Source organism: Campylobacter sputorum, from assembly GCF_002220775.1.
Lineage (GTDB): Bacteria > Campylobacterota > Campylobacteria > Campylobacterales > Campylobacteraceae > Campylobacter_F > Campylobacter_F bovis.
This window is the reverse complement of the sequence record NZ_CP019685.1, coordinates 146679-167107: the sequence shown is the minus strand read 5'-3', so window position 1 is coordinate 167107 and position 20429 is coordinate 146679. Positions and strand designations below refer to the sequence as shown.

General features: G+C 29.0%; 19 protein-coding genes. 9 read left to right on the top strand and 10 right to left on the bottom strand.

Going from position 1 to position 20429, the window contains the following annotated elements; translation table 11 throughout:
- Positions 1 to 403: 403 nt before the first annotated feature.
- Entirely contained in the window at positions 404 to 2893 is a 2490-nt protein-coding gene (locus CSPB_RS00865) for an autotransporter outer membrane beta-barrel domain-containing protein (RefSeq protein ID WP_089192779.1), read from the top strand.
- Between the two features lie 513 nt (positions 2894 to 3406).
- Here the strand turns inward: CSPB_RS00865 and CSPB_RS08895 are convergent.
- From CSPB_RS08895 to typA, 3 genes are all read right to left on the bottom strand, one after another.
- Positions 3407 to 3535 (bottom strand): hypothetical protein, encoded by a 129-nt coding sequence (locus CSPB_RS08895; protein ID WP_256363466.1) that lies wholly within the window; start codon positions 3533 to 3535, stop codon positions 3407 to 3409.
- 15 nt (positions 3536 to 3550) lie between these two features.
- Positions 3551 to 4072 (bottom strand): LemA family protein, encoded by a 522-nt coding sequence (locus tag CSPB_RS00860; protein WP_089192778.1) that lies wholly within the window; start codon positions 4070 to 4072, stop codon positions 3551 to 3553.
- Positions 4073 to 4369: 297 nt separating this feature from the next.
- Entirely contained in the window at positions 4370 to 6178 is a 1809-nt protein-coding gene (gene typA / locus CSPB_RS00855; protein WP_089192777.1) for a translational GTPase TypA, read from the bottom strand.
- 132 nt (positions 6179 to 6310) lie between these two features.
- Between typA and CSPB_RS00850 the strand changes: the two genes are divergently transcribed.
- Genes CSPB_RS00850 through CSPB_RS00840 form a run of 3 tightly spaced genes read left to right on the top strand, consistent with a single transcriptional unit; the run spans position 6311 to position 10332 of the window.
- Positions 6311 to 7984 (top strand): flagellar hook-length control protein FliK, encoded by a 1674-nt coding sequence (locus CSPB_RS00850; RefSeq protein WP_089192776.1) that lies wholly within the window; start codon positions 6311 to 6313, stop codon positions 7982 to 7984.
- Between the two features lie 12 nt (positions 7985 to 7996).
- On the top strand, positions 7997 to 8695 hold the full coding sequence (locus CSPB_RS00845; protein ID WP_089192775.1) for a flagellar hook capping FlgD N-terminal domain-containing protein: 699 nt from the start codon (positions 7997 to 7999) through the stop codon (positions 8693 to 8695).
- A 2-nt stretch (positions 8696 to 8697) separates the two neighbouring features.
- Positions 8698 to 10332 (top strand): flagellar hook protein FlgE, encoded by a 1635-nt coding sequence (locus CSPB_RS00840; RefSeq protein WP_089192774.1) that lies wholly within the window; start codon positions 8698 to 8700, stop codon positions 10330 to 10332.
- Positions 10333 to 10338: 6 nt separating this feature from the next.
- On the opposite strand, the gene CSPB_RS00835 is transcribed toward CSPB_RS00840, so the two are convergent.
- The 6 genes from CSPB_RS00835 to rpsU all read right to left on the bottom strand — a co-directional run bounded on the left by CSPB_RS00835 (position 10339) and on the right by rpsU (position 15874).
- Positions 10339 to 12663 (bottom strand): tetratricopeptide repeat protein, encoded by a 2325-nt coding sequence (locus tag CSPB_RS00835; protein WP_089192773.1) that lies wholly within the window; start codon positions 12661 to 12663, stop codon positions 10339 to 10341.
- A 7-nt stretch (positions 12664 to 12670) separates the two neighbouring features.
- Positions 12671 to 13915, bottom strand: coding sequence for a serine--tRNA ligase (gene serS / locus CSPB_RS00830; protein WP_089192772.1), 1245 nt, complete (start codon positions 13913 to 13915; stop codon positions 12671 to 12673).
- Positions 13916 to 13988: 73 nt separating this feature from the next.
- Positions 13989 to 14285: a hypothetical protein gene (locus tag CSPB_RS00825; protein WP_089192771.1), complete on the bottom strand. Its 297-nt coding sequence runs from the start codon at positions 14283 to 14285 to the stop codon at positions 13989 to 13991.
- Between the two features lie 48 nt (positions 14286 to 14333).
- Positions 14334 to 14939 carry a UPF0323 family lipoprotein gene (locus CSPB_RS00820; protein WP_089192770.1) on the bottom strand — a complete coding sequence of 202 codons (606 nt, stop codon included), beginning with the start codon at positions 14937 to 14939 and terminating at the stop codon, positions 14334 to 14336.
- 14 nt (positions 14940 to 14953) lie between these two features.
- On the bottom strand, positions 14954 to 15610 hold the full coding sequence (locus tag CSPB_RS00815) for a hypothetical protein (RefSeq protein ID WP_089192769.1): 657 nt from the start codon (positions 15608 to 15610) through the stop codon (positions 14954 to 14956).
- Between the two features lie 51 nt (positions 15611 to 15661).
- The gene (gene rpsU, locus CSPB_RS00810; RefSeq protein ID WP_033917069.1) at positions 15662 to 15874 is read right to left on the bottom strand and encodes a 30S ribosomal protein S21; all 213 of its coding nucleotides are present in this window, start codon (positions 15872 to 15874) and stop codon (positions 15662 to 15664) included.
- A 257-nt stretch (positions 15875 to 16131) separates the two neighbouring features.
- On the opposite strand from rpsU, the gene moaC reads away from it, so the two are divergent.
- Genes moaC through CSPB_RS00785 form a run of 5 tightly spaced genes read left to right on the top strand, consistent with a single transcriptional unit; the run spans position 16132 to position 19913 of the window.
- The gene (gene moaC, locus CSPB_RS00805; RefSeq protein WP_089192768.1) at positions 16132 to 16605 is read left to right on the top strand and encodes a cyclic pyranopterin monophosphate synthase MoaC; all 474 of its coding nucleotides are present in this window, start codon (positions 16132 to 16134) and stop codon (positions 16603 to 16605) included.
- Complete coding sequence (locus CSPB_RS00800) at positions 16592 to 16840, top strand: HP0495 family protein (protein ID WP_227484198.1); 249 nt, start codon at positions 16592 to 16594, stop codon at positions 16838 to 16840. The genes moaC and CSPB_RS00800 overlap by 14 nt, the downstream gene beginning before the upstream one ends.
- A 9-nt stretch (positions 16841 to 16849) precedes the next feature.
- Positions 16850 to 18061: a hypothetical protein gene (locus CSPB_RS00795; protein WP_089192767.1), complete on the top strand. Its 1212-nt coding sequence runs from the start codon at positions 16850 to 16852 to the stop codon at positions 18059 to 18061.
- Positions 18058 to 18876, top strand: a complete 819-nt coding sequence (locus CSPB_RS00790) for a universal stress protein (protein WP_089192766.1) — start codon at positions 18058 to 18060, stop codon at positions 18874 to 18876. Before CSPB_RS00795 ends, CSPB_RS00790 begins: the two co-directional genes overlap by 4 nt.
- A 20-nt stretch (positions 18877 to 18896) precedes the next feature.
- Positions 18897 to 19913, top strand: a complete 1017-nt coding sequence (locus CSPB_RS00785; RefSeq protein WP_089192765.1) for a bifunctional 3,4-dihydroxy-2-butanone 4-phosphate synthase/GTP cyclohydrolase II — start codon at positions 18897 to 18899, stop codon at positions 19911 to 19913.
- Here CSPB_RS00785 and CSPB_RS00780 read toward each other — a convergent pair.
- A complete protein-coding gene (locus CSPB_RS00780) occupies positions 19906 to 20358 on the bottom strand; it encodes a methylated-DNA--[protein]-cysteine S-methyltransferase (RefSeq protein ID WP_089192764.1) in 453 nt (150 codons plus the stop codon). The two genes, CSPB_RS00785 and CSPB_RS00780, sit on opposite strands and share 8 nt — an antisense overlap.
- Between the last annotated feature and the right edge of the window lie 71 nt (positions 20359 to 20429).

The following is a 20429-nucleotide window of genomic DNA, read 5'->3' as shown; positions in this document are numbered from 1 at the left end:
CAAAAGCAACAAACCCGTACACACGCCCCGGTTCGGATTGTATATATAGAGTTTGAAAAAAAACTCAAAGCAAAAATTTTCTTGTTTCTAATGTTTCTAATATAAAAATGTTTCATAATGTTTAGGAGCTTTCTAATTCAGATTTTAAGGGATAAAAAATCTATAAAAAGGAGTTTTTATAAATGAAATTTCACCTTAAAAGTAGTTTTTATGACAAACTCCTTTTTATGAGTTATATTTTTTAAGGAATTTTAAAACAGGATAAAAATCAAACAAAAATCGCTATATTTGATATTTTCCTTAATAGATATTTTAAAAAATCTTTAAAAAAAATAGTATAATTTAATTTAAGCAAATTATTTTTTTTTGTAAAATTATTAAATTTATCTCAAGGGGGGGGGTTATGAAGAATTTAAAATTTTTGGCTGTTTTGCTTGTTTCTCCGCTTTTTGCCGGAACTTATAACACGCATACGCAGGATTCAGATGCGACTTATATTCAAAATCACACAACAAGTTTGAGTGATATGTTTTTAATCAACGTTGCAACCACAAACACTAATACAAGTGCGATTGGAAATATTTTTAATGTAACAGGCACAAAAGATCAAAAAATAGATCTTAGTTTAAACATTTTAGGTAATGTAAGAAATTTCAAAAACAACATTCAGAATAATCAGCTTAATATAGATTATGCAAATATAAGCTATCAACAATCTCTTGGAAATATCTTTGATATTCAAAAATTTACCTCAATCACTGGCAATACTTTAAATTTTACAAATTCATCATTTGCGAAAAATTCAAAACATAAAAATATAAATAATATCGTTTTAGCCGGAGTTGGCAACACTATAGAGAACAATACGGTAAATATATCAAATTCAACAGATTTAGGCAATGTAAGAAGTTTGGTTCTTAATGTAACAAAGGCTTTAAGTAGTGAGATCGGCACTATAGAAAATAATGTTATAAATATAGAATCATCAACGCTTCAAAATGTAGAAAATATAAATCTAAGAGTAAATCAAAACAGTAAGGTTTACTCAAAAAATATACAAGGAAATGTTGTTAATATCAAAGATGATACCACAATCAAAGGAGATGTAAACAATATCATATTTCACATGAAACAGCAGAGTAAATTTACAAATATATTAAATAATAAGATAAATATCGAAGGTTCAAATATAAAAATCGGTAATATCTCAACCATAGCCATGAAAAATGATAACCAGGACGAAGGATATAACTATACTCTTAGCACAAATAGCAATAGTAATATATCAGGCAATAGTATCTATATGAAGTTAGGTAAAAATATTGAAACTAAAAATATTTTCGGTCACGATGTGGTTATTACAAATCATAACACTGGGTTAGCAGAAAATATAAAAACTGCAAATATTTATGCCAGTGTTGTAAATATTTCTAATATAAAAGATTCAACTTTTGGAGCCATAAATGCAAACAGTCGTGTAAATATAATAAATAATAATAACTTGAAATTTGATGGCAATATAAAATCAGCTACAAATAATATAGAAATAAGCTCAAATGATATAACTGCAAAAAATATAAGTGCTCCAAATGGTTATTTTTCATTTGCCGGTAGAAATTTGAGTGCAGACTCGATCTCGGTCAAAAATCAAGCAGAATTTAGAGACTCAAGTATGGGTATCGGCAAAATAGATATAAAAGGCGATTTGAAAGCCGGCAGTTTTTTATTGCAACCAAATCAAGACGCTTCAAATGATGCTATGATGAAAGTAGGCGGGACATTATCGGCTGGTAGTTATGAATTTGTTTTAAGTAATGTCAAAAACGGCGATGTGATTGTAGAGGCCGCTAATAGCAAACTAAAAGGCAAAGATATAGAAGTTAGCTTTACAAATCAAAATTTTAGCGATATAAATGATAAGGTGATTTTGTTTAAGGGTAAAAACGATTTAACAGCAGGAAGCTCTCTTGGTTCAAACTATAAAACTGCCAAAGGCGTGGGCAATGTAAATGTAAAAAGCAAATTAAGTGCGATCTATACAGATCAAATTTATGGGCTTGATAGTGATGGCAACTTTATTTTAGGTTTTAAAAATAAGCAAGCTACGACAAATCCTCAAATAGTGTCGATTTTAACGCCACTAATTGCAAATTTGGAGCTTTCAAATAGATTAAACGATCAAATCTCAAACGAACTTACAAATTTAAATGGCATATTTTATGATAATAATATAAGTAGCGACGATATCGTAACTTTTGCGAATTTAGAGGGCTTTATATCAGATTATGATGATGTCGATCTCAAAGGCTACTCAGCAATCGCGGGAGTTACACAAAGAGATGATGATTTGGTTTATGGAGCTTTTATGGAGTATGGCAAAGGGCAGTTTGATGGAAGTTTAAATAAAACCGAATATGATGGAGATTTATACTCTGTGGGTCTTGGAATTTTGGGCAAAATTTATATGAAAGATAACTTCTACATCGATGCATATGCAAAAATCGGACAATTCAGAGATGAATTTGAAAGCACATATATAAATAATTTTAAACTTTCAAACACATATAAAGGTTTTGGAGCAGCTGTTGGTTACTATAAAAATTTTGAAAATCTATCACTTGATAGCAAAATAGGTTATACCTACTCGTATGCTTCTGGCAAATCTATAGAATTAGAGGGAAAAAATGGTTCAAAAGAGGTTGTGAATTTTGGCTCTTTAAAATCAAATAGAGTTAAATTTGATAACAGATTTTTATTCGGTTCGATTTTTAGACCATATTTAAACGCAAATATCGAGTATGAATTCAGTGGCGAAAACGGATTTCACACGATTCAACTTCCAAATGGCGAAAGTATGAATTTCGATGGATTTTCTGCTGGAGCAGGTTTGTGATTTAGCTATACTCCTAGCAAAAATTTAGTAATAAACCTCGAAGTAAATCAAATTTTTGGCACAAGAGAAGAGACAAACGCAAGATTAGTAAGCGAATATAAATTTTAAAATTATGTGCCGTTTTAACGGCACAAATTCTTTTAAACCCATCAATATAAATTTCTATAAATAAACTTTTAAATGGTGTTTAAGATTTTTAATTTTTTTAACTATAAAATTTAGCAGCTTTTTATATATGTAATTACGGATGACTTTTAAATTCGCCAAAAAGGCTCATAAATTTGCCAAGTTAAAGACAACGAAAATTTGAACTATTAATAAAAAATTTATGCTTAAACAAGATTTGATGGCTCGTAAAATCTCTATTAAATTTATTAAAATTTACAAGAAAAAATCCGATTAAGCCCTACTTTTTTACTCATCGATATCTCATTTATATAAAATCTAAACTATATTTTTGGAAAATTCTATCCTCTCTTTTTCCAAAATTTCGAGGATTTTAATCATAATCTTCTATTTTATAAGCTCAAATTCCGACAAAACAACTTTTTGCATAGCATGAAATTTAACTAAAATTCCTTGCTCACTAAAATCGCTTAAAACAACGATTATGTCATCTTTATAACCGATCAAATCATCCACGCTTACATAAAGTCTCTACTTTTCATCAGATTTTTTAACAGCTGCGATATCTTGGCGGTTTATCAAAAGTTTATATAAACTCATTTGAAAAGATCTTTTGGGTTTATATTTGATTTTATATTTCGTCTTCTTCAAAAATTCTTTCTTTTGAAAATTAAATAAATTTGCAATTATATTAGTTAGAAACATTTCGCAAGCATTATTATAGACCATAACAGCAAAGTTACAAGCTCTTCTTACTGCACTTATCTGTTTTTGTATATCATCAAGAGAGTGCTGTAAGCTTAAAATATTCTCATTTGATTTTATTTGTGGATAATTTTCTAATGCTGCTTTTATACTACATAAAAATCGCGAAAGCTCGTTGTTAAGAGCAAATTTATCTAAATCATTTTTTGCATCGCCACACATTGTTCTAAGTGTAGTTATCTTACTAAAAAGATCTTTTTCGTGCCCCATTATTTTACTAGTACTTGCTACTAAATTTGGAATCAAATCATATCGTCTTTTTAAATAAACATCTACACTTGAATATATATTACTTAATTTGCCTTGGCAATAAAAGAGTTATATATAACCACAAAAATATAAAATAAAAACTACAATTACAATTAATACTATAAGTAAACACTTATTTGCAACCTCTTTTAGATTAGATTTTTTGTATTTACCTAAAATCTAAAAATTTATATGTAAACTTATATGATTATAACCATAAAAAACATTTATTAAAATTAAATTTATTTTAATTTATGCTTTTTACAATCTTTGTAAACTTGTAGTTTTAAAAAACATAATTCTAAATTTGGACTAAAACAATAGCTTAATTAAAATCTAACTTTTTGTTTTAGACATTCTTTTTCTAGCAATTGGATCAAGATATCTTTTTCTAACGCGTATATTTAGCGGAGTTACCTCAACAAGCTCATCTTCTTCTATCCATTCTAACGCTCTTTCTAAAGAAAGTATTCTAGGTGGAACAAGTTTTATAGCATCATCACTTCCGCTTGCTCTAACATTGGTTAAATTTTTACCTTTTATTGGATTAACATCTAGATCATTTGGGCGGCTATGCTCGCCTATAATCATTCCAACATAAACTTTTGTTTGAGGACCAACAAAAAGAATTCCTCTTTCTTGTAAATTCCAAAGCGAATAAGCTAGGGCAACTCCACTTTCCATACTCACTAAAGCCCCATTTCCTCTTTGTTCTACACTTCCTATAACAGGGCGAAATTCCAAAAAGCTATGATTCATAACGCCCTCGCCTCTAGTATCTGTTAAAAACTGACTTCTAAAACCTATAAGAGAGCGTGCAGGAATTTCAAACTCTATCCTTGTTTGACCATCTCCTGTTGGGCTCATACTTACCATTTCGGCTTTTTTTCTTCCAAGTTTTTCTATAGTAACTCCAGTACAATCATCTGGCACATCAACAACTAAAAGCTCAAAAGGTTCACACTTAACACCTTCTATATCTTTTACTATAACCTCAGGTCTGCCAAGACAAAACTCAAACCCTTCTCTTCGCATATTTTCTGCTAATATTGTGATTTGAAGCTCGCCCCTTCCGCTAACTTTAAATTTACCCTCTCCAACATTTTCATATCTCATGGCGATATTTGTCTTCATCTCACTTGCTAAGCGTTCATCAATTTTATTTGAAGTTACAAATTTACCTTCTGTTCCTGCAAGAGGGCTATCATTTACACTAAAAATAACACTAAGGGTTGGCTCTTCTATATGAAGTGCATCAAGTGGCATAGGATTATTTGGATCAACAATACTATCTCCAACATCTAAAGCCTCAAATCCTGCAATAGCTACTATATCTCCAACACTTGCTTCATTTATCTCTTGTCTTTGAAGACCCAAAAATCCTATAAGTTTGCTAATGCGACCATTTACTTTTGTTCCATCTGCTTTCATAAGCATAACTGAAGCGTTTTTCTTAATCGTTCCATTAAACATTCTAGCAATACCAATTTTGCCAACATAATTATCGTAATCAAGCGTGAAAACTTGAAGTTGCAAAGGTGAATCTTTACTTCCAGCAGGAGTTGGAACATGATTTATAATAGTTTCAAAAAGTGGAATCATATCAGTATTTGTATCTTCTAAATTGTATCTTGCAAAACCATTTTTTGCAGCTGCATAAATAACAGGAAAATCAAGCTGTTCGTCATTTGCATCTAGTGCAACAAAAAGATCAAAAATCTCATTTATAACTCTTTCTGGATCAGCTGCTGGTTTATCAACTTTGTTTATGACAACAATCGGTCTTAAACCAAAGCCTAAAGCTTTTTTAAGAACAAATTTAGTCTGTGGCATTACGCCTTCTTGTGCGTCAACTAGCAACAAAACACCGTCTACCATTCTTAAAACACGCTCAACTTCGCCACCGAAATCAGCGTGTCCTGGAGTGTCTATAATGTTTATTTTATAATCTTTATAATGAATTGCCGTATTTTTAGAAAGAATTGTAATACCTCTTTCTCTTTCTATATCGTTACTATCCATAACTCTTTCACCAACTGTTTCGTGGCTGCTAAAAGTTCCTGATTGTTTTAATAACTCATCGACCATAGTTGTTTTACCATGATCAACATGAGCAATAACGGCTATATTTCTTATATTTTCCAAATTTTTCTCCATAATTTTTAAACTAATTTATGATTTTATCTAAATTTTGCTTTAAAAAATAAAAATTTATAAATTTAAATTTATGGAACGAAATTTGCATGGTTTTAATTAAAAATAATTTTAGGAATAAATATGCAAACGCTTTTAGATATTATAAACGATAATTTTAGTCCAAATATAGCCAAAAAAACTCAGAAAAATGACGGAGAAGGAAAAAGTGATATTTTTTTGAAATTACTAAACTCATTAAACACAGAAAATACAGACAAACCACAGATATCTGATATTTTAAATTTAAAAGAAATAAATAATATTAATAATGAAATAGATTTAAATATAACCAAAAAAGTGGATCCTAAAAATCTATTTGAAGCGTCAAATTTTTTACAAATTTTAAGTTTATTGGAAGTTTTAAATGGTGGAAAAATAAATAAATTTCCTATCTTAAATTCCAAAATGACAGAATTTTTCTCAGTAGAAAAAAATGTATTAGAGATAAAAAGTGCTAAAAATATATTAGAACTTGTTAAAATTTCAAAAAAATTTGATCTTGGTTTGGAAAAAATCAGCATTACAAAAGATTTAACTAACAAATTTGAAAAAGAATTTAAAGAACTAGCCAAAAAAAACTTTTTTAAAATAGAAAATAATCTCAAATTTGACGAGATAACAAAATCTAAAATAAACCAAATGGCAAAAATAGACCCTAAAAAAGATGACGCAAATTTACCAAAACTTCTTGCAAATTTGGATAATAAAAATACAAAATCTGAAATTACTACAGATAAAATTATTAAATCAAAAAATGAAAATGATTTAAATATAGAAAACAAAATCATTGATAAAAAAACGGATTTAAATTTACAAAATCAAAAAAGTACGAATGAGAAAATATTGCAATCACTACAAAAAGAAAATGAAGTAAACTCTGATTTAAACATACAAACTACAAAAAATACAAATGAGAAAAAACAAGAAATAACAAATGAAAAAATACAACAATTGCCACAAAAGGAAAATGAAATAAAATCACAAAATAAAATAGATAAAAAAATGCCTTTTGAAGAAATTCTTAAAGATAAAAATTTAAATAATGAGTCTAAATTTGATAAAATTGTAAAATCAGATGAAATTATAAATAAAATATCTCAAAAAATACCTGAAAATACTCACAAAATAGAAATCCCACAAGATAAAAATATAGACAAAAAACCACAAGAAAACAACCAAATAAAACAAAATATACAAAAAGAAGATATGTTAAAAACAGCATTAAATCCATCTATGCAAACAGACAAAGAACAAAATAAAAAAGACGATAATCAACAAAGTCAAAATAAAAATAGCAGTGATGAATTAAATCTCATAGTAAAAGATATAGTCAAAAATGCACAAAACCAGATGAAAAACATAGAAGTTAAAAGAACATTTGAAAGTTTTGCAACGACACTAAAAGATCAAATTGAAAACTACAAACCACCTATTATGCGTGTAAATATGGTTTTAAATCCAGAAAAACTTGGTGAAGTTGAAATCACAATCATTAATCGCGGAAACAATCTGCATATAAATTTTAACTCAACATCCCAAGCCATGAGCTTATTTTTGCAAAATCAAGCAGAATTTAAAGCAAGTCTAGTAAACATGGGATTTAGTGAATTGCAAATGAATTTTAGTGATCAAAATCAAAACAAAAATCAAGAGCAAAGCTCTAAGAAATTTAGATATACAAAAAATGATAATGAACTTCAAGATGAAGAGATGGAACACAATTTGCTAGAAATTGTAGTACCTAGATATATATAAAGGATCAAAAAAATGGCCATAGATACAAGCAATATGTTCACACAAGATAAAGTTGCAGCCCAAAAGGCACAAGAAGCTTCCGAAAAGGCTGGAGTTAGCAATCCAAAAGCAGCACTTGATAAAGATGCATTTATGAAGCTTTTACTTACCGAGCTTAAATATCAAGATCCAACAAGTCCTATGGATACAGCAAAAATGCTTGAGCAAACTAGTCAACTAGCAACACTTGAAACGCAAGAAAATACAAATAAAATGATGAAAGATTTAGCAGCACAGATGAAAGCTATGATGAGCATGAATTCCTTTGCAGCTCTAGGAACTATGGCACATACTGCATCTGATGCTGTTGTGAAAGATACAATGGGAAGTGATATTAATTTTTCTATATATTTTCCAGATGTAGCAAAAAGTGGAGTGTATGAAATTTATGATTCAACTGGCTCAAAACTTATAAATTCTATAAGCTTTGGTAATGCTCCAAAAGGAACTCATGAAGTTACTTGGGATGGTAAAGATGATGATGGAAACGAGGCTCCACTAGGTGCATATAGAGTAAAAGCAAAATATATAACTGAATCTGGTGAACAAAAAGAAACAAGTGTTGGAACCTATCCGGTAGAAGCAATTAGATTTATAGACGGAAAAGCAGAGGTAAAAATAGGCGGGAAATTTATTGATATTTCAAAAATAAGCGAATTTTATAAAGGTTAGAAATGTTAAGATCTCTTTATAATGGAGTAAGTGGCATAAGAACTCATGGAGTTGGCATAGATGTAACAGCTGATAATATATCAAATATAAACAATATTGGCTTTAGAGGTTCTCGCCCTGAGTTTAAAAGCATATTTTATCAAACATCAATAGAATCTGGCTATCCATTTAGATCAAATCAAATTGGACTTGGTGCGACCATGCAAACAACTGCACTTGATATGTCTCAAGGCTCTTTGATGAACACAGAAAGGAGTTTTGATCTTGCCATAGCTGGAAATGGATATTTTGGAATCCAAGGTAGAAATGGAGATATTTTTTATACAAGAAATGGTGCTTTTGATGTAGATAAAGATGGAAATTTAGTTACAAATAATGGCGAATTTGTAATAGGAACAGTAGCAAATTTCACACAAACAGCACTCAGTGAAACGGCCAAAGAAGCTTTTGGTCAAATTTATAATCAAACTCAAACACCTATTTTAGACGCATACACAGCAGATCAAAAAACAAGCCTAACTTTAGGCACAGAAAACGCACAAAAACCTATAAAACTTCCAAAATATATGTATCTTCCACCAGTTGCCACAAGTTATGTAAATTTTAAAGGCACTCTTGATAGTAGAGATAAATTTAAAGATAGTGTAATTACACTAACAAATAACAATGAAAAACAAAATTTAAATAACGATGGAACCATAAATTTAAGCGGATTTATAAATGATAATAGAATAAAACCAGGAGATAATATTCAAATAACCATAAAAGATAAAAATTCAAACTCACAAACAATAAATGCATTAGTAAAAAACGATGGAAGTTGGAGTGTGGAAAATTTAGCATTAAATAACGATATAGATAAAACACTTCCACTTGATATAAGCATAAATACAACTATAAAAGAACAAGAGCCAAACATAGTTAAATTTAATACAGATGTGATATCTCCAAATGGTGATAAAAATAGACTTGAGCTGGAATTTACAAAACAATATCCAAACCCAACCGAAGGGCATATTTGGCAAGTAAAAGCAAGTCTTTTTTCGCCAAATAATACGCTTTTAAGCTCGTCAAATGGCGAATTAATCTTTGATGGCAAAGGTATGCTAAAAAGCTCATCTTTAGGAACTCTAGATAATAATGGGGCTTTGCTAAATGTAAATTTTGGAATTCCTGGAAATAACAGTGCATCAAATGTAATCTTTGGCGGAATGGTATCAAGAGAAGAAAAAAGCAAGATAACAGATATCCAAAAAGATGGTTCATATGAAGGTCTTTTTGAAGAGTATCATGTAGGCGATAATGGCTCAGTTTATGCTAGATTTAGCAACTCAGTAAATGTAGAAGTAGCAAAAATTCCAATCTTTCATTTTCAAAATGAGCAAGGTTTACACAAAGTTGGTGGAAATTTATTTACAAAAACTTCAAATTCTGGTGAGCCAATATTTTACAAAGATTCAAAAGGAAATTTAGTTTATGGTGCACAGATAAAATCAAACTTCTTGGAGCAATCAAATGTAGATTTAGGCGAACAGTTAACCGAGTTAATAGTATTTCAAAAAGGTTTTGATGCTAGTTCAAAAAGTATAACAACAAGCAATGAAATGTTAAAAACCGCTATAGGGCTTAAAAAATAAACTTTTTTACTCCACATCAAGAGTAAAAAAGTTGCTTATAAAACCATTATTTCCAAGTCTATCATACTGGTTTATAGCAGCTTCCATATTGTTAATGCTATGATAAAGCATGGCAAGCGGAATGCGGTTTTCTGGATCATTTGGATTAGTTATCCTAGCAAGTTCAAGCATAGCAATCGCATTTTCATACTGACTTGCCCCAACACTCGCAACAGCTGCATAAAATACCAAAGAAGCATCTGTTATAGCGTAAGTATCTATTAATCTATTGTAAATCACATATGCTTCATCAAAATTATTAGCATAAATATCTACATAAGCTAAAGTTTCAAGTAAATTTACAAATTTATCACTATTTGCTGAAACCATAACTAAATTTTTAAGATTTGAGCGTACTTTGTGGATAAAACCTGAAATTTGAAGTAGTTTTATAAACTGCTCTTTTACTATATAAGGTCCATAATAAAAAGAATCTAGATTAAATTGATTATTTTGCATTGCTATTTGAGCGTTTTTGGCATAAGATTTTATATCTAGATTATGATTCTTTGCTACGAAATTTATAAGATTTGCCATTATATCATTTGGCAAAATTGTATTTAATTCACTAGATTTTTTTATAAACAAATCTTCATTTTGTGCAAGATTTGCCGTCATTGTCTCAAAAAATACATTTAGAGCTGATCGTTTTTTAGGTATTTCAGACCAACTAATAAGTGCATTTAAATTATCTAAACTAAGATGCAAAAGTGCTGGTGAGATATCATCTGGACTTAGTTTATCATCATCTCGTATGCCTTCACTAACCTCACTTAAGAGCTTTGGAACTTTTTCTTTTAATATATCATTGCATATTATAGCAAGTGCTCCAGAAATATGATTGTTTGGATTTAAGTGATAACTACTTGTAAAATATTTCGCCGCATTTTTAAAATCTTGAAGTTTTGCATAACTTAATGCCAAATTGTAATGAACTATTGCATGTTGTGGATAAACTTTTAAAAGATCTTTAAACTCTTTATTTGCTTCTCTTAGTTTATTATCTATTGCTTTTGCTATGCTTGATGAAAGTTTGGCATTAACTTTTGAAAGAGTAGTTGAATTTCCTAGATAATCTTGAGCTCCTTCTATGTTATCTAGAGATAAATTTATAGCACCTTTTCTAGCAAAATCCAAGGCTTGATTAACATCAAAAACCTGATATGGAACAAAATAAAATATCATTTCATATCTTTTTATTTTATTTTCAAACATATCTTTTTCAAAACTATTTTGAGCTATATTAATATCAAATAATTTTGTATTTAATCCGATACTAACATTATAAATTTTATTTGGCAAATTTTCATCAATGTGTGTAAGCTCTTTTAAAAGATTTGCCGCATCTTTATAAAAACCGGTTTTTATGTTTAATATCGACAAAGCAGTTGAAATTTTACTTCTATTTGGCTCGCTTATTTGAGCTCTTTTCAAATAATCCTTAGCTTCACTAAATTTTCCTATTTTTGCATACAAAAGCCCTATAGTAAAATTTGAGCTAAACTCATTTTGATTTTGAAGATAATAAATTGCCTCTTCTTCTTTTCCTAAAAATGTTAAAATTTTTGCCTTTAAATAGTTAAATTTACTTTTATACTGGTAATTTTGCGTATGATTAAGAACCTTTAAAGCCTCATAATAAAATCCATTATAATAATGCACTAAAGCAATATAATAGTTAAAAAGCGGAGAATCTGCTTCATTTACCAAAAAAGAATGGGCTAAATTTAAAAAATAATCAAATGAATCAGCATTCCCAAGCTCAAGCGAACAAGCAGCTGCATTTAATGCACTTACGGTTGCATTATCCATATCATTTATAGCTTTTCTAAAAGACTCTATTGCTAATTCGCAATTATTTTGCCTCATTTGCGAGACACCAAGATTGTAATTTGATATTGATTCATTATAAGTTGATATGTCTTTATAAATTTGAAGAGCTTGTATTTTATCTCCTTTTTCATAAAGAGAGTTCGCTTTTTTTATCATATCATCTATTTTATTTGGTGCAAATTTAGCAGTATTATATATAGGCTGTTCTATCTTGTTTTCTACGATTTTAGGCTCTAATTTGTCTTCAGTTTTTGAAAAAATAAAAAATAAAATAACACAAACAATAACAACTAACAATAAAACAGAAACTACTATACCAATAATCAAAAATTTTTTTTGGCTTTTAATAACCTTTGGCGTATCTTCTTGCTTTGGCTCTTCTTTATTTTTATCTATCTCATCAAGAGGCGTTAATTCATCACCTGTTTCAAGAATTACGATATTTTCTTCATCAGCCATAAAATACCTACATATATTTTCGTAAAACTTCTGGAATTTCTATGCTTCCATCTGATTTTTGATAATTTTCCATTATTGCAATTAGCGTTCTACCAACAGCCAAAGATGAGCCATTTAGTGTATTTACTAAAATATTTTTTTTACCATCTTTATAACGAATTTTTGCTCTTCTTGCTTGAAAATCTCTAGTATTTGATATAGAACTTATCTCTCTATATTTGTTTTGTCCTGGAAGCCAAACTTCTAAATCAATTGTCTTTGCTGCGCTAAAGCCAAGATCGCCACTACAAAGCATCATATGCCTGTGAGGAAGACCAAGTGATGTTAAAAGATCACTTGCGCAACTTATCATTTCTTCTAATACAGCCTCGCTCTCATCTGGTTTTGTTATGCTAACAAGCTCTACTTTTTCAAATTGATGCTGTCTTATCATGCCTCTTGTGTCTCTACCAGCTGAGCCTGCTTCTTTTCTGAAACAATGACTATAACAAGTCATTTTTATAGGCAGTTTTTCAATATCTAAAATTTCATCATTGTATAAATTTGTAACAGGAACTTCGCTTGTTGGTATCAAATAAAGCTCCTCATCCCTTGCTTTATATAAATCATCTTCAAATTTAGGAAGTTGTCCTGTGCCATATAAAATTTCAGGTCTTACTAAAAATGGAACATTTACAAGCTCAAAACCTCTTGAAGTATTAAAATCTATCATATAATTTACTAGTGCTCTATTTAATCTTGCACCATCGCCTTTTAACACAGTAAAACGACTTCCGCCAAGCTTTGCCCCTCGCTCAAAATCTAACCAACCAAGTTTCTCACCAAGCTCAAAATGTTCTTTTGGCTCAAAATCAAATTTTCTTGGCTCCAAAACTTTTTTTAACTCCACATTATCGTTTTCATCTTCGCCAAAAGGCACATCATCATCTATAATATTTGGTATGTTTGATGATATTTCATCAAGTTTAAGCTCTAAATCTCTAATTAAATTCTCGCTATCTTGAACTTTTATTTTATTTTTAGCAAGCTCTTCTTTTAAAGCTCTTACATCTTCGCCATTTTTAGCCTTTATTCCAAGTTCTTTGCTTTTTGAATTTTGAAGTGCTTGAAAAGATTCTAGATCCTGTCTTTTAATTTTAAGTTTATTGTATAAGTCAAGCAAATTTTTTAACATTTGTGGATTTGTTTTTTTTGCTTTTAGTTTTTTTGTAAATTCATCGAAATTTGTCTCAATGAGTCTTAAATTTATCATTTTTTCTCCTAAATATTTTGCAGATTATATCGCTTTTCATCTAAAATTCAAAAATTTATATAATTTGATATGATTAAAGTTCGCTAAGTTCTTTTGCTATCTTTAAAGATTTTTTGAAAAGTTTGCTTTGCTCTTCTTCATCAAGATTTCCAAATATTATTTGATTTCTTATAAAAGCAAGGTCAAATTGTTTAAAAATTTTATCTTGCTCTTTTAACTCTTTTGTAAATTTACCGTTTATCTTTTTAATCTCATCATTTTTTTTATCCATATCATCTAACATTTTAGTAAAATCATCATTTTCCTTTACGATTTCTCCAAGTTTGCTAGCTTGATTTGGATTAACTAAACTATTTTTTACTACCATCATCTTATGCTCCTAAATTTTTATAAATTTAAAGCAAAAGACATTCCAAATTTAGCTTCCAAAACTTCCAGACGAAGTGCCTGTTTTGCTTCCCCCGCTAAAAAATCCGCTTTTTTTAGATGTTGAACTTTTTGAAGATGTAGCTTTTGCTTTATTGAAGCTATCTACACTTCTTGAATATGTGCTTGGATTTTTATAAGCTGTTTGTCTATGATTATTATAAGCAGTATTGTTAAAAAGCTTACTGCCTATCCAGCTTCCTATAATGGCTCCAGCTGCACTTGCAAGTATTGCCTCTCCTAGAGATAACCCGCCGCTACTAAGTTGTGCATTTTGATTGGTTAGCGGGCTAGTTCCAGCATCAATTTTGGCATTTTCTTCAGCCATCAAAACATCCATCTCTTCTTTTGTTAAAACTCTTTCTGTTCCATTTATATCTTTTAGGACAATTCTTGTTTCTTTGCTGGGAAATTCTTCTTGAATTTTGTATTTTCCAGGAGTAGTTTCTTCTATGATTACAAAGGCACCTTGTTGTGTTTCTTGTGTTATCATTTCTTCATTATTGTTACTATTTCCACATCCATTAAGACCTGTTATAAGCATAGCTCCAAGTCCACCAACTGCTGCATAATTTGCTATTTTTCTAAATTTTTTCACTTTATTTCCTAAATTTATTTAATTTTTTTATCTCTTCTTATATACACAATGCCATTTTTTAGCTGAATTTTCTTAGATGTGTCTATTTTTGATAAAATTATCTTCTTGAGTTTTTTTTCATCTTTTAAACTAAGATTATTTATCATACAATATGTGCTAAATTTAATCCATTTTTTCTCATCACTGACATCATCATTTCTACTCATATTTTGCGTAGAGCTTTCATTGTACTCAGTGATTTCAACATCAATTGGTGCTAAATATTCTCCATTTTGTTTTGATATCAAAGGTTTTTCAAGAAGAGATAAAAAATATCTTAGTTTATCATCTTTTTCTTTATAAATTTGTTTTATTTCTTCTTTATTTTGGATTAAAATTTGCTCTTTTTGTTCATAAAGCTCATCTTTTTGTTTGTGTAATTTTGCATTTTCATCTTTAAGCTCATCTATTTGGTTAAGCAAATAATCTGTAAAAATATCGTTTGAAGGAAGTTTTTTAGTCTGTTTTGTTGATGATTTTTTAGTTTTTTTTGAGTCATCAGAATCAATTATGATAAATTTCTGTCCATTTTCTTCTACAAATTCTAAAGTGCCTCTTCTAATTCTATTGTAGATAGCTTCTTTTGTAATACCAAGATGAGTAGCCGCATCTGCAACACAGAATTTTTGCATGAAGTTTCCCCAATCTATGTTAATTGGTCGCTTTTAGCGACCAATTTTGGCTTAGAGTTTTGATTCATAGCGTCTAAGCATATAAAGACGCTTAAGCATTTTTTTGCGAGCTGAAATCTTCTGTTTTTTTCTTATTTCAGTCATAGGTTCAAAAAATCTTCTAGCTCTTACTTCAGTAACAACTAAGTTTCTATCAACTTGTTTTTTGAATCTTCTATAGGCTTCATCAAAAGACTCATTTGGATGTACCTTAACTCCTGGCACTTCCATCACCACCTTTCGTAAAATTTCAAGTTTTGATTATATCTAAAAATAGTTTAAAAAAGCAAATTTATGGCGAAAATAATCTGTTTATGATAAATTCAATAGCCATTTACAACAAAACTGTATTATTACTCTCACACACAATTAATGAAACCTCCTTTTTAAAAACCATAAGAAAATTTATTCTTATGGTTTTTTACTTAATTAAATTAATTAAACTTTTCTTTGATATAATACTTAAATAACAAAGGAATAAAATGAAATTAACTCATTTAGATAAAAATAATAGACCAAAAATGGTAGATGTTAGCTCTAAAGATATAACAGCACGCATAGCAAAGGCAAGTGGAATTATAAAAATGTCTAAGGATGCATTTGAAATGATTAAAACAAACTCGGCAAAAAAAGGTCCTGTTTTGCAAACAGCAATAGTTGCTGCTATAATGGGAGCTAAACAAACTTCAAATCTTATACCAATGTGTCATCCATTAAATATAACTGGCATAGACACACATATAGAAGAACTTGATGGCGATTTTGGTTATAAGCTTTTTGTTAGTGTTAAACTAAATGGAAAAACAGGTGTTGAGATGGAAGCATTAACAGGTGTTAGCATCGGGCTTTTAACAATTTATGATATGATAAAAGCAGTTGATAAAAATATGCTTATAAGTGAAATTTGTTTAGAAAGTAAAAGCGGTGGAAAAAGTGGCGAGTATGTGCGAAAATAAACCTAAAATCAACTATCCGTGTTTTTGGAAATACAAGCTTATAATATCAAAAGATGAAAAAATTGAAAACATAGTAGCTTTGGTAACTAAACAAAAAGAATATAAACTTGAGTTTTCAAATTTAAGTAGCAACGGAAATTACCAAAGCCACAATCTAAGCGTTTTTATTTTAAATGACAAAGAGAGATTGGATATATTTAACAAATTAAAAAGTAAATGCAAATTTGTTTTGTAAAGGAAAGATATGCAAAAAGATATATTTTTAAATTTTATAGATAAACACAAAAATGATGAGGATTTTAATCTGCGTTTGAATGATAGTGTATTTGATATGTATAAAGATGAGTTTTTAGGAGAAATTCAAAAAGAAGAAAAAATAATATATATTTTTTCTCAACTTTGCGAAGAATTAAAAAGTAAAAATTTACTAAATCATGAAACTTTATCTTCAATTATGGATGGTCTTTTTAGAGCTAGTGTATATGAAAAAGAGCAGTATTTTCACAAACTTATATATGAAAATGATCAGATAAAAAAGCAAATTTACGCACAAGGCAGAGATATACGAAACTCTCTTGTTGATATTTATAAAAATATAGAAAATCAGTTTAAAAAAAGCAATAGTCCTTATAAAGATATGATTTTAGATGTTATTGATGAAAGATTAATAGGCGGATTAGAAATTTTAGGAATATTAAAAGAAACTTCAGAATCAGCATTTTTAACAACAATCGAAAATGGTGAAGATGTTGAAGATACAGCATATGAAATAAGTAAAAACATATCTTATCTAACAATAAAAGAAGGTAAATTTGAAAAAGAAAGAATTTTAAATATATCAAAAGTTATCGTAAAAGCAGCTATTGAAGTGGCAAATGAAAGCAAAATTTACGCTAGCTCACTTATAAAAGGCGTGATAAATGGAAACAAAGATGGAATTTTTAAATCTATAGAAAAACTAAATGATGATATAAAATTTGTTCCAAAAGAGATAAATCAAAATCTTTTAGAAACTACAAAAGAACTTCAAAATATCGAAAATGACTTTATAGAGCTTTTAAAAAATATATCTTTAGAATGCGACGAGCCTTCAAAATCGATTATAGAAGATATATTGCAAAATAGTTTAGATAGTTATCTAGCTAAATTTATAAGGCTTACAAATGACACAAAACAGCTTATAATCTCTAAAATGGAAGATATAAAAGAAAATGAAAATATAGAAGAATTTGCTAAAAAAGCAAATGAAAAAATGCACTCTTTAAAGCAAGAATTTAGTAAAAAAAGTTTGAAAATATTTAAAAATTTAGAAGCACAAAAGCAAGAATTAGATAAATTTGAGATAGAAAACGCGAAAAAAGAGATTACATTAGAAGCAAAAAAGCTTGGAAACAAAGTATACGACGGTGCAAAATCGCTTATAAATCATACAAAAGAGAGTTTTAAAAGAAAATGAAAAAAATTATAGCTTGTATAGACAGCAGTTCGCTTAATAAAAATGTATGTGAAAGTGCTATCAATATAGCCAAAATCTTAAATTTAAAAATTTATTTTTTAAATGTTAATGAAGTTTTGCAAGATTATGCAACATCTTTTGCAATGATGGGAGTTATGGATCCAACTCATCAATATCACATAGATTATGAGATTATAAAAGAGTTAAATGAAAGCAAAGACAGAGCAGCTGAGTTAAAAAACATTTTAGGTCTATACAATAAATTTGCACTAAATAGCGGTCTTGATTCTCAAATCATACAAGAAGAAGGCGATTTGGTTGTAAAAATACAATCTCTTTGTGATAATGAAAGCATACTTGTAATAGGAAATAGTGCAAGCTCTAATCAAATAAGCAGAAATTTATTTGACATTATAAAATATGCGAAATCTCCTATTTTCACTCTAAGCTCAAACATACAAAAAGTTGATAAAATCCTAGTAGCTTATGATGGATCTAATGCAAGTGATAAAATACTTGATTTTGTTTGCAAAAACTTCAAAAATGCAGAAAAAATCATATTAAATTTAAACGAAAGCAAAGAAAAATCCGATCAAATTTTATCTAAAACAAAAGAAACTTATAGTGATGAAAATCTCAAATTTATAAGTATTCACGGAAGTATCGATGAGATGCTTGATTTTGCAAATAAAAATGAGATAGATTTGATAGCTTGTGGGGCATTTAACTCAAATCCTATAAAAAGATTTTTCTTTGGAAGCTTTTCTGCAGAATTAATAGAAGAATCAAAATTACCAATAGTAACAATTTCATAGAAAATAAATAAGGAAAAATAATGGCTTTAGTAAGCGTAGAACAAGCAATTGATGATTTAAAACAAGGAAAAATGCTTGTAATGGTTGATGATGAAGATAGGGAAAATGAAGGGGATATAATTTTTGCTGCTACCTTTAGTGATACACAAAAAGTAAATTTTACTATAACACACGCAAAAGGAGTGCTTTGTACACCAATAAGCGAACAAATAGCAAAAAAATTTGATCTTGCACCTATGGTTAGTTCAAATACATCTTCACATGAAACAGCTTTTACTGTTACTATAGATGCAAAAGAAGCAACAACTGGTGTTAGTGCTTATGAGAGAGATATGACAATAAAACTTATGTGCTCACCCACTGCAACTGCTGATGATTTTGTGCGTCCTGGGCATATTTTTCCACTAATTGCAAAAAATGGCGGTGTTTTAGTTAGAACAGGTCACACTGAGGGTTGTGTGGATTTATGTAAATTAGCCGGACTTATGGAAGTTGCAATATGCTGCGAAATCGTAAAAGATGATGGAAGCATGGCCAGAAGAGATGATTTAGAGCTTTTTTGCGAAAAATTTGGACTACATATGGTCGCGATATCTGATATAGTAAAATACAGACTCCAAAATGAAACCCTAATAAACATAGAAAAATCTTCTAACATTAAATTAGCAGGTTATGAAGCAGTTCAATATGAGATAAAAGATCATCTAGATAGAACTCATTTTGCCTTTATTTTTGGAAATATTTCTAAAAGAAGCGTTGTAAAATTTGAAAAAATATCATCAAATATAGATTTTATGACAAATAAAAAATATGACGACCTTATGAAAAGTTTAGAAATTCTTAACGAAAAAAATGGCATTTTGATATTTTTAGATGATGGTAATGATAGTAAAAATTTAATAAAAAACTATGGTATAGGAGCTCAAATTCTAAAACATTTTGGCATAACACAAATTGATATGATTAGCTCAAGCTCTAAAAAAGAATTTGTAGGTATAAAGGGCTTTAACCTAGACATAGTTTCATATATCAATTAAATTTACTCTCCAAATCTAGTAAAAATTTTTTTATTTCTATGCCGTCAGAATATCCCCCAATTGAGTTTTTGCAAACTATTCTGTGGCATGGAATTATGATTGGAATTTTATTTTTTGAGTTTGCGTTTCCAACAGCCCTGTAAGATTTTGGAAAATTTATCATTTTTGCTATATCTCCATAAGTTGCTGTTTTGCCATATTTTATGCAAAGCAAAGCCTCATAAACGCTTCTTTGAAATTGTGTTGCAACTATATGTAAATTTACGCTAAATTCTCTCAAATTTCCGCTAAAATATTCGTTAAGTTCTTTTATACATTTTTTTATATGAGTATTTTTTGTATCTAAATTTATAAAATTGTTTGTGAAATTTATCTCACAAATTCCTATTTCATCAGCCATAATTTCTAAATTTCCAATAGGTGTCTTCATATAAGATTTTTGCATGCTAAATCCTTTTTTATAAATTTAGTAAATTTTATATTTAAATGAGTTAAAATTACTAATTAAATTTAAAA

Bases quoted from the DNA above. Each gene is read 5' to 3' on its own strand.
- serS (WP_089192772.1), bottom strand. From the start codon at position 13,915: ATGATAAATTTAAGACTCATTGAGACAAATTTCGATGAATTTACAAAA.
- CSPB_RS00795 (WP_089192767.1), top strand. From the start codon at position 16,850: ATGCAAAAAGATATATTTTTAAATTTTATAGATAAACACAAAAATGAT.
- CSPB_RS00815 (WP_089192769.1), bottom strand. From the start codon at position 15,610: ATGCAAAAATTCTGTGTTGCAGATGCGGCTACTCATCTTGGTATTACA.
- CSPB_RS00800 (WP_227484198.1), top strand. From the start codon at position 16,592: ATGTGCGAAAATAAACCTAAAATCAACTATCCGTGTTTTTGGAAATAC.
- CSPB_RS00835 (WP_089192773.1), bottom strand. From the start codon at position 12,663: ATGGCTGATGAAGAAAATATCGTAATTCTTGAAACAGGTGATGAATTA.
- CSPB_RS00845 (WP_089192775.1), top strand. From the start codon at position 7,997: ATGGCCATAGATACAAGCAATATGTTCACACAAGATAAAGTTGCAGCC.
- CSPB_RS00825 (WP_089192771.1), bottom strand. From the start codon at position 14,285: ATGATGGTAGTAAAAAATAGTTTAGTTAATCCAAATCAAGCTAGCAAA.
- CSPB_RS00790 (WP_089192766.1), top strand. From the start codon at position 18,058: ATGAAAAAAATTATAGCTTGTATAGACAGCAGTTCGCTTAATAAAAAT.
- CSPB_RS00780 (WP_089192764.1), bottom strand. From the start codon at position 20,358: ATGCAAAAATCTTATATGAAGACACCTATTGGAAATTTAGAAATTATG.
- CSPB_RS00840 (WP_089192774.1), top strand. From the start codon at position 8,698: ATGTTAAGATCTCTTTATAATGGAGTAAGTGGCATAAGAACTCATGGA.
- CSPB_RS00785 (WP_089192765.1), top strand. From the start codon at position 18,897: ATGGCTTTAGTAAGCGTAGAACAAGCAATTGATGATTTAAAACAAGGA.
- moaC (WP_089192768.1), top strand. From the start codon at position 16,132: ATGAAATTAACTCATTTAGATAAAAATAATAGACCAAAAATGGTAGAT.
- CSPB_RS00850 (WP_089192776.1), top strand. From the start codon at position 6,311: ATGCAAACGCTTTTAGATATTATAAACGATAATTTTAGTCCAAATATA.
- CSPB_RS00865 (WP_089192779.1), top strand. From the start codon at position 404: ATGAAGAATTTAAAATTTTTGGCTGTTTTGCTTGTTTCTCCGCTTTTT.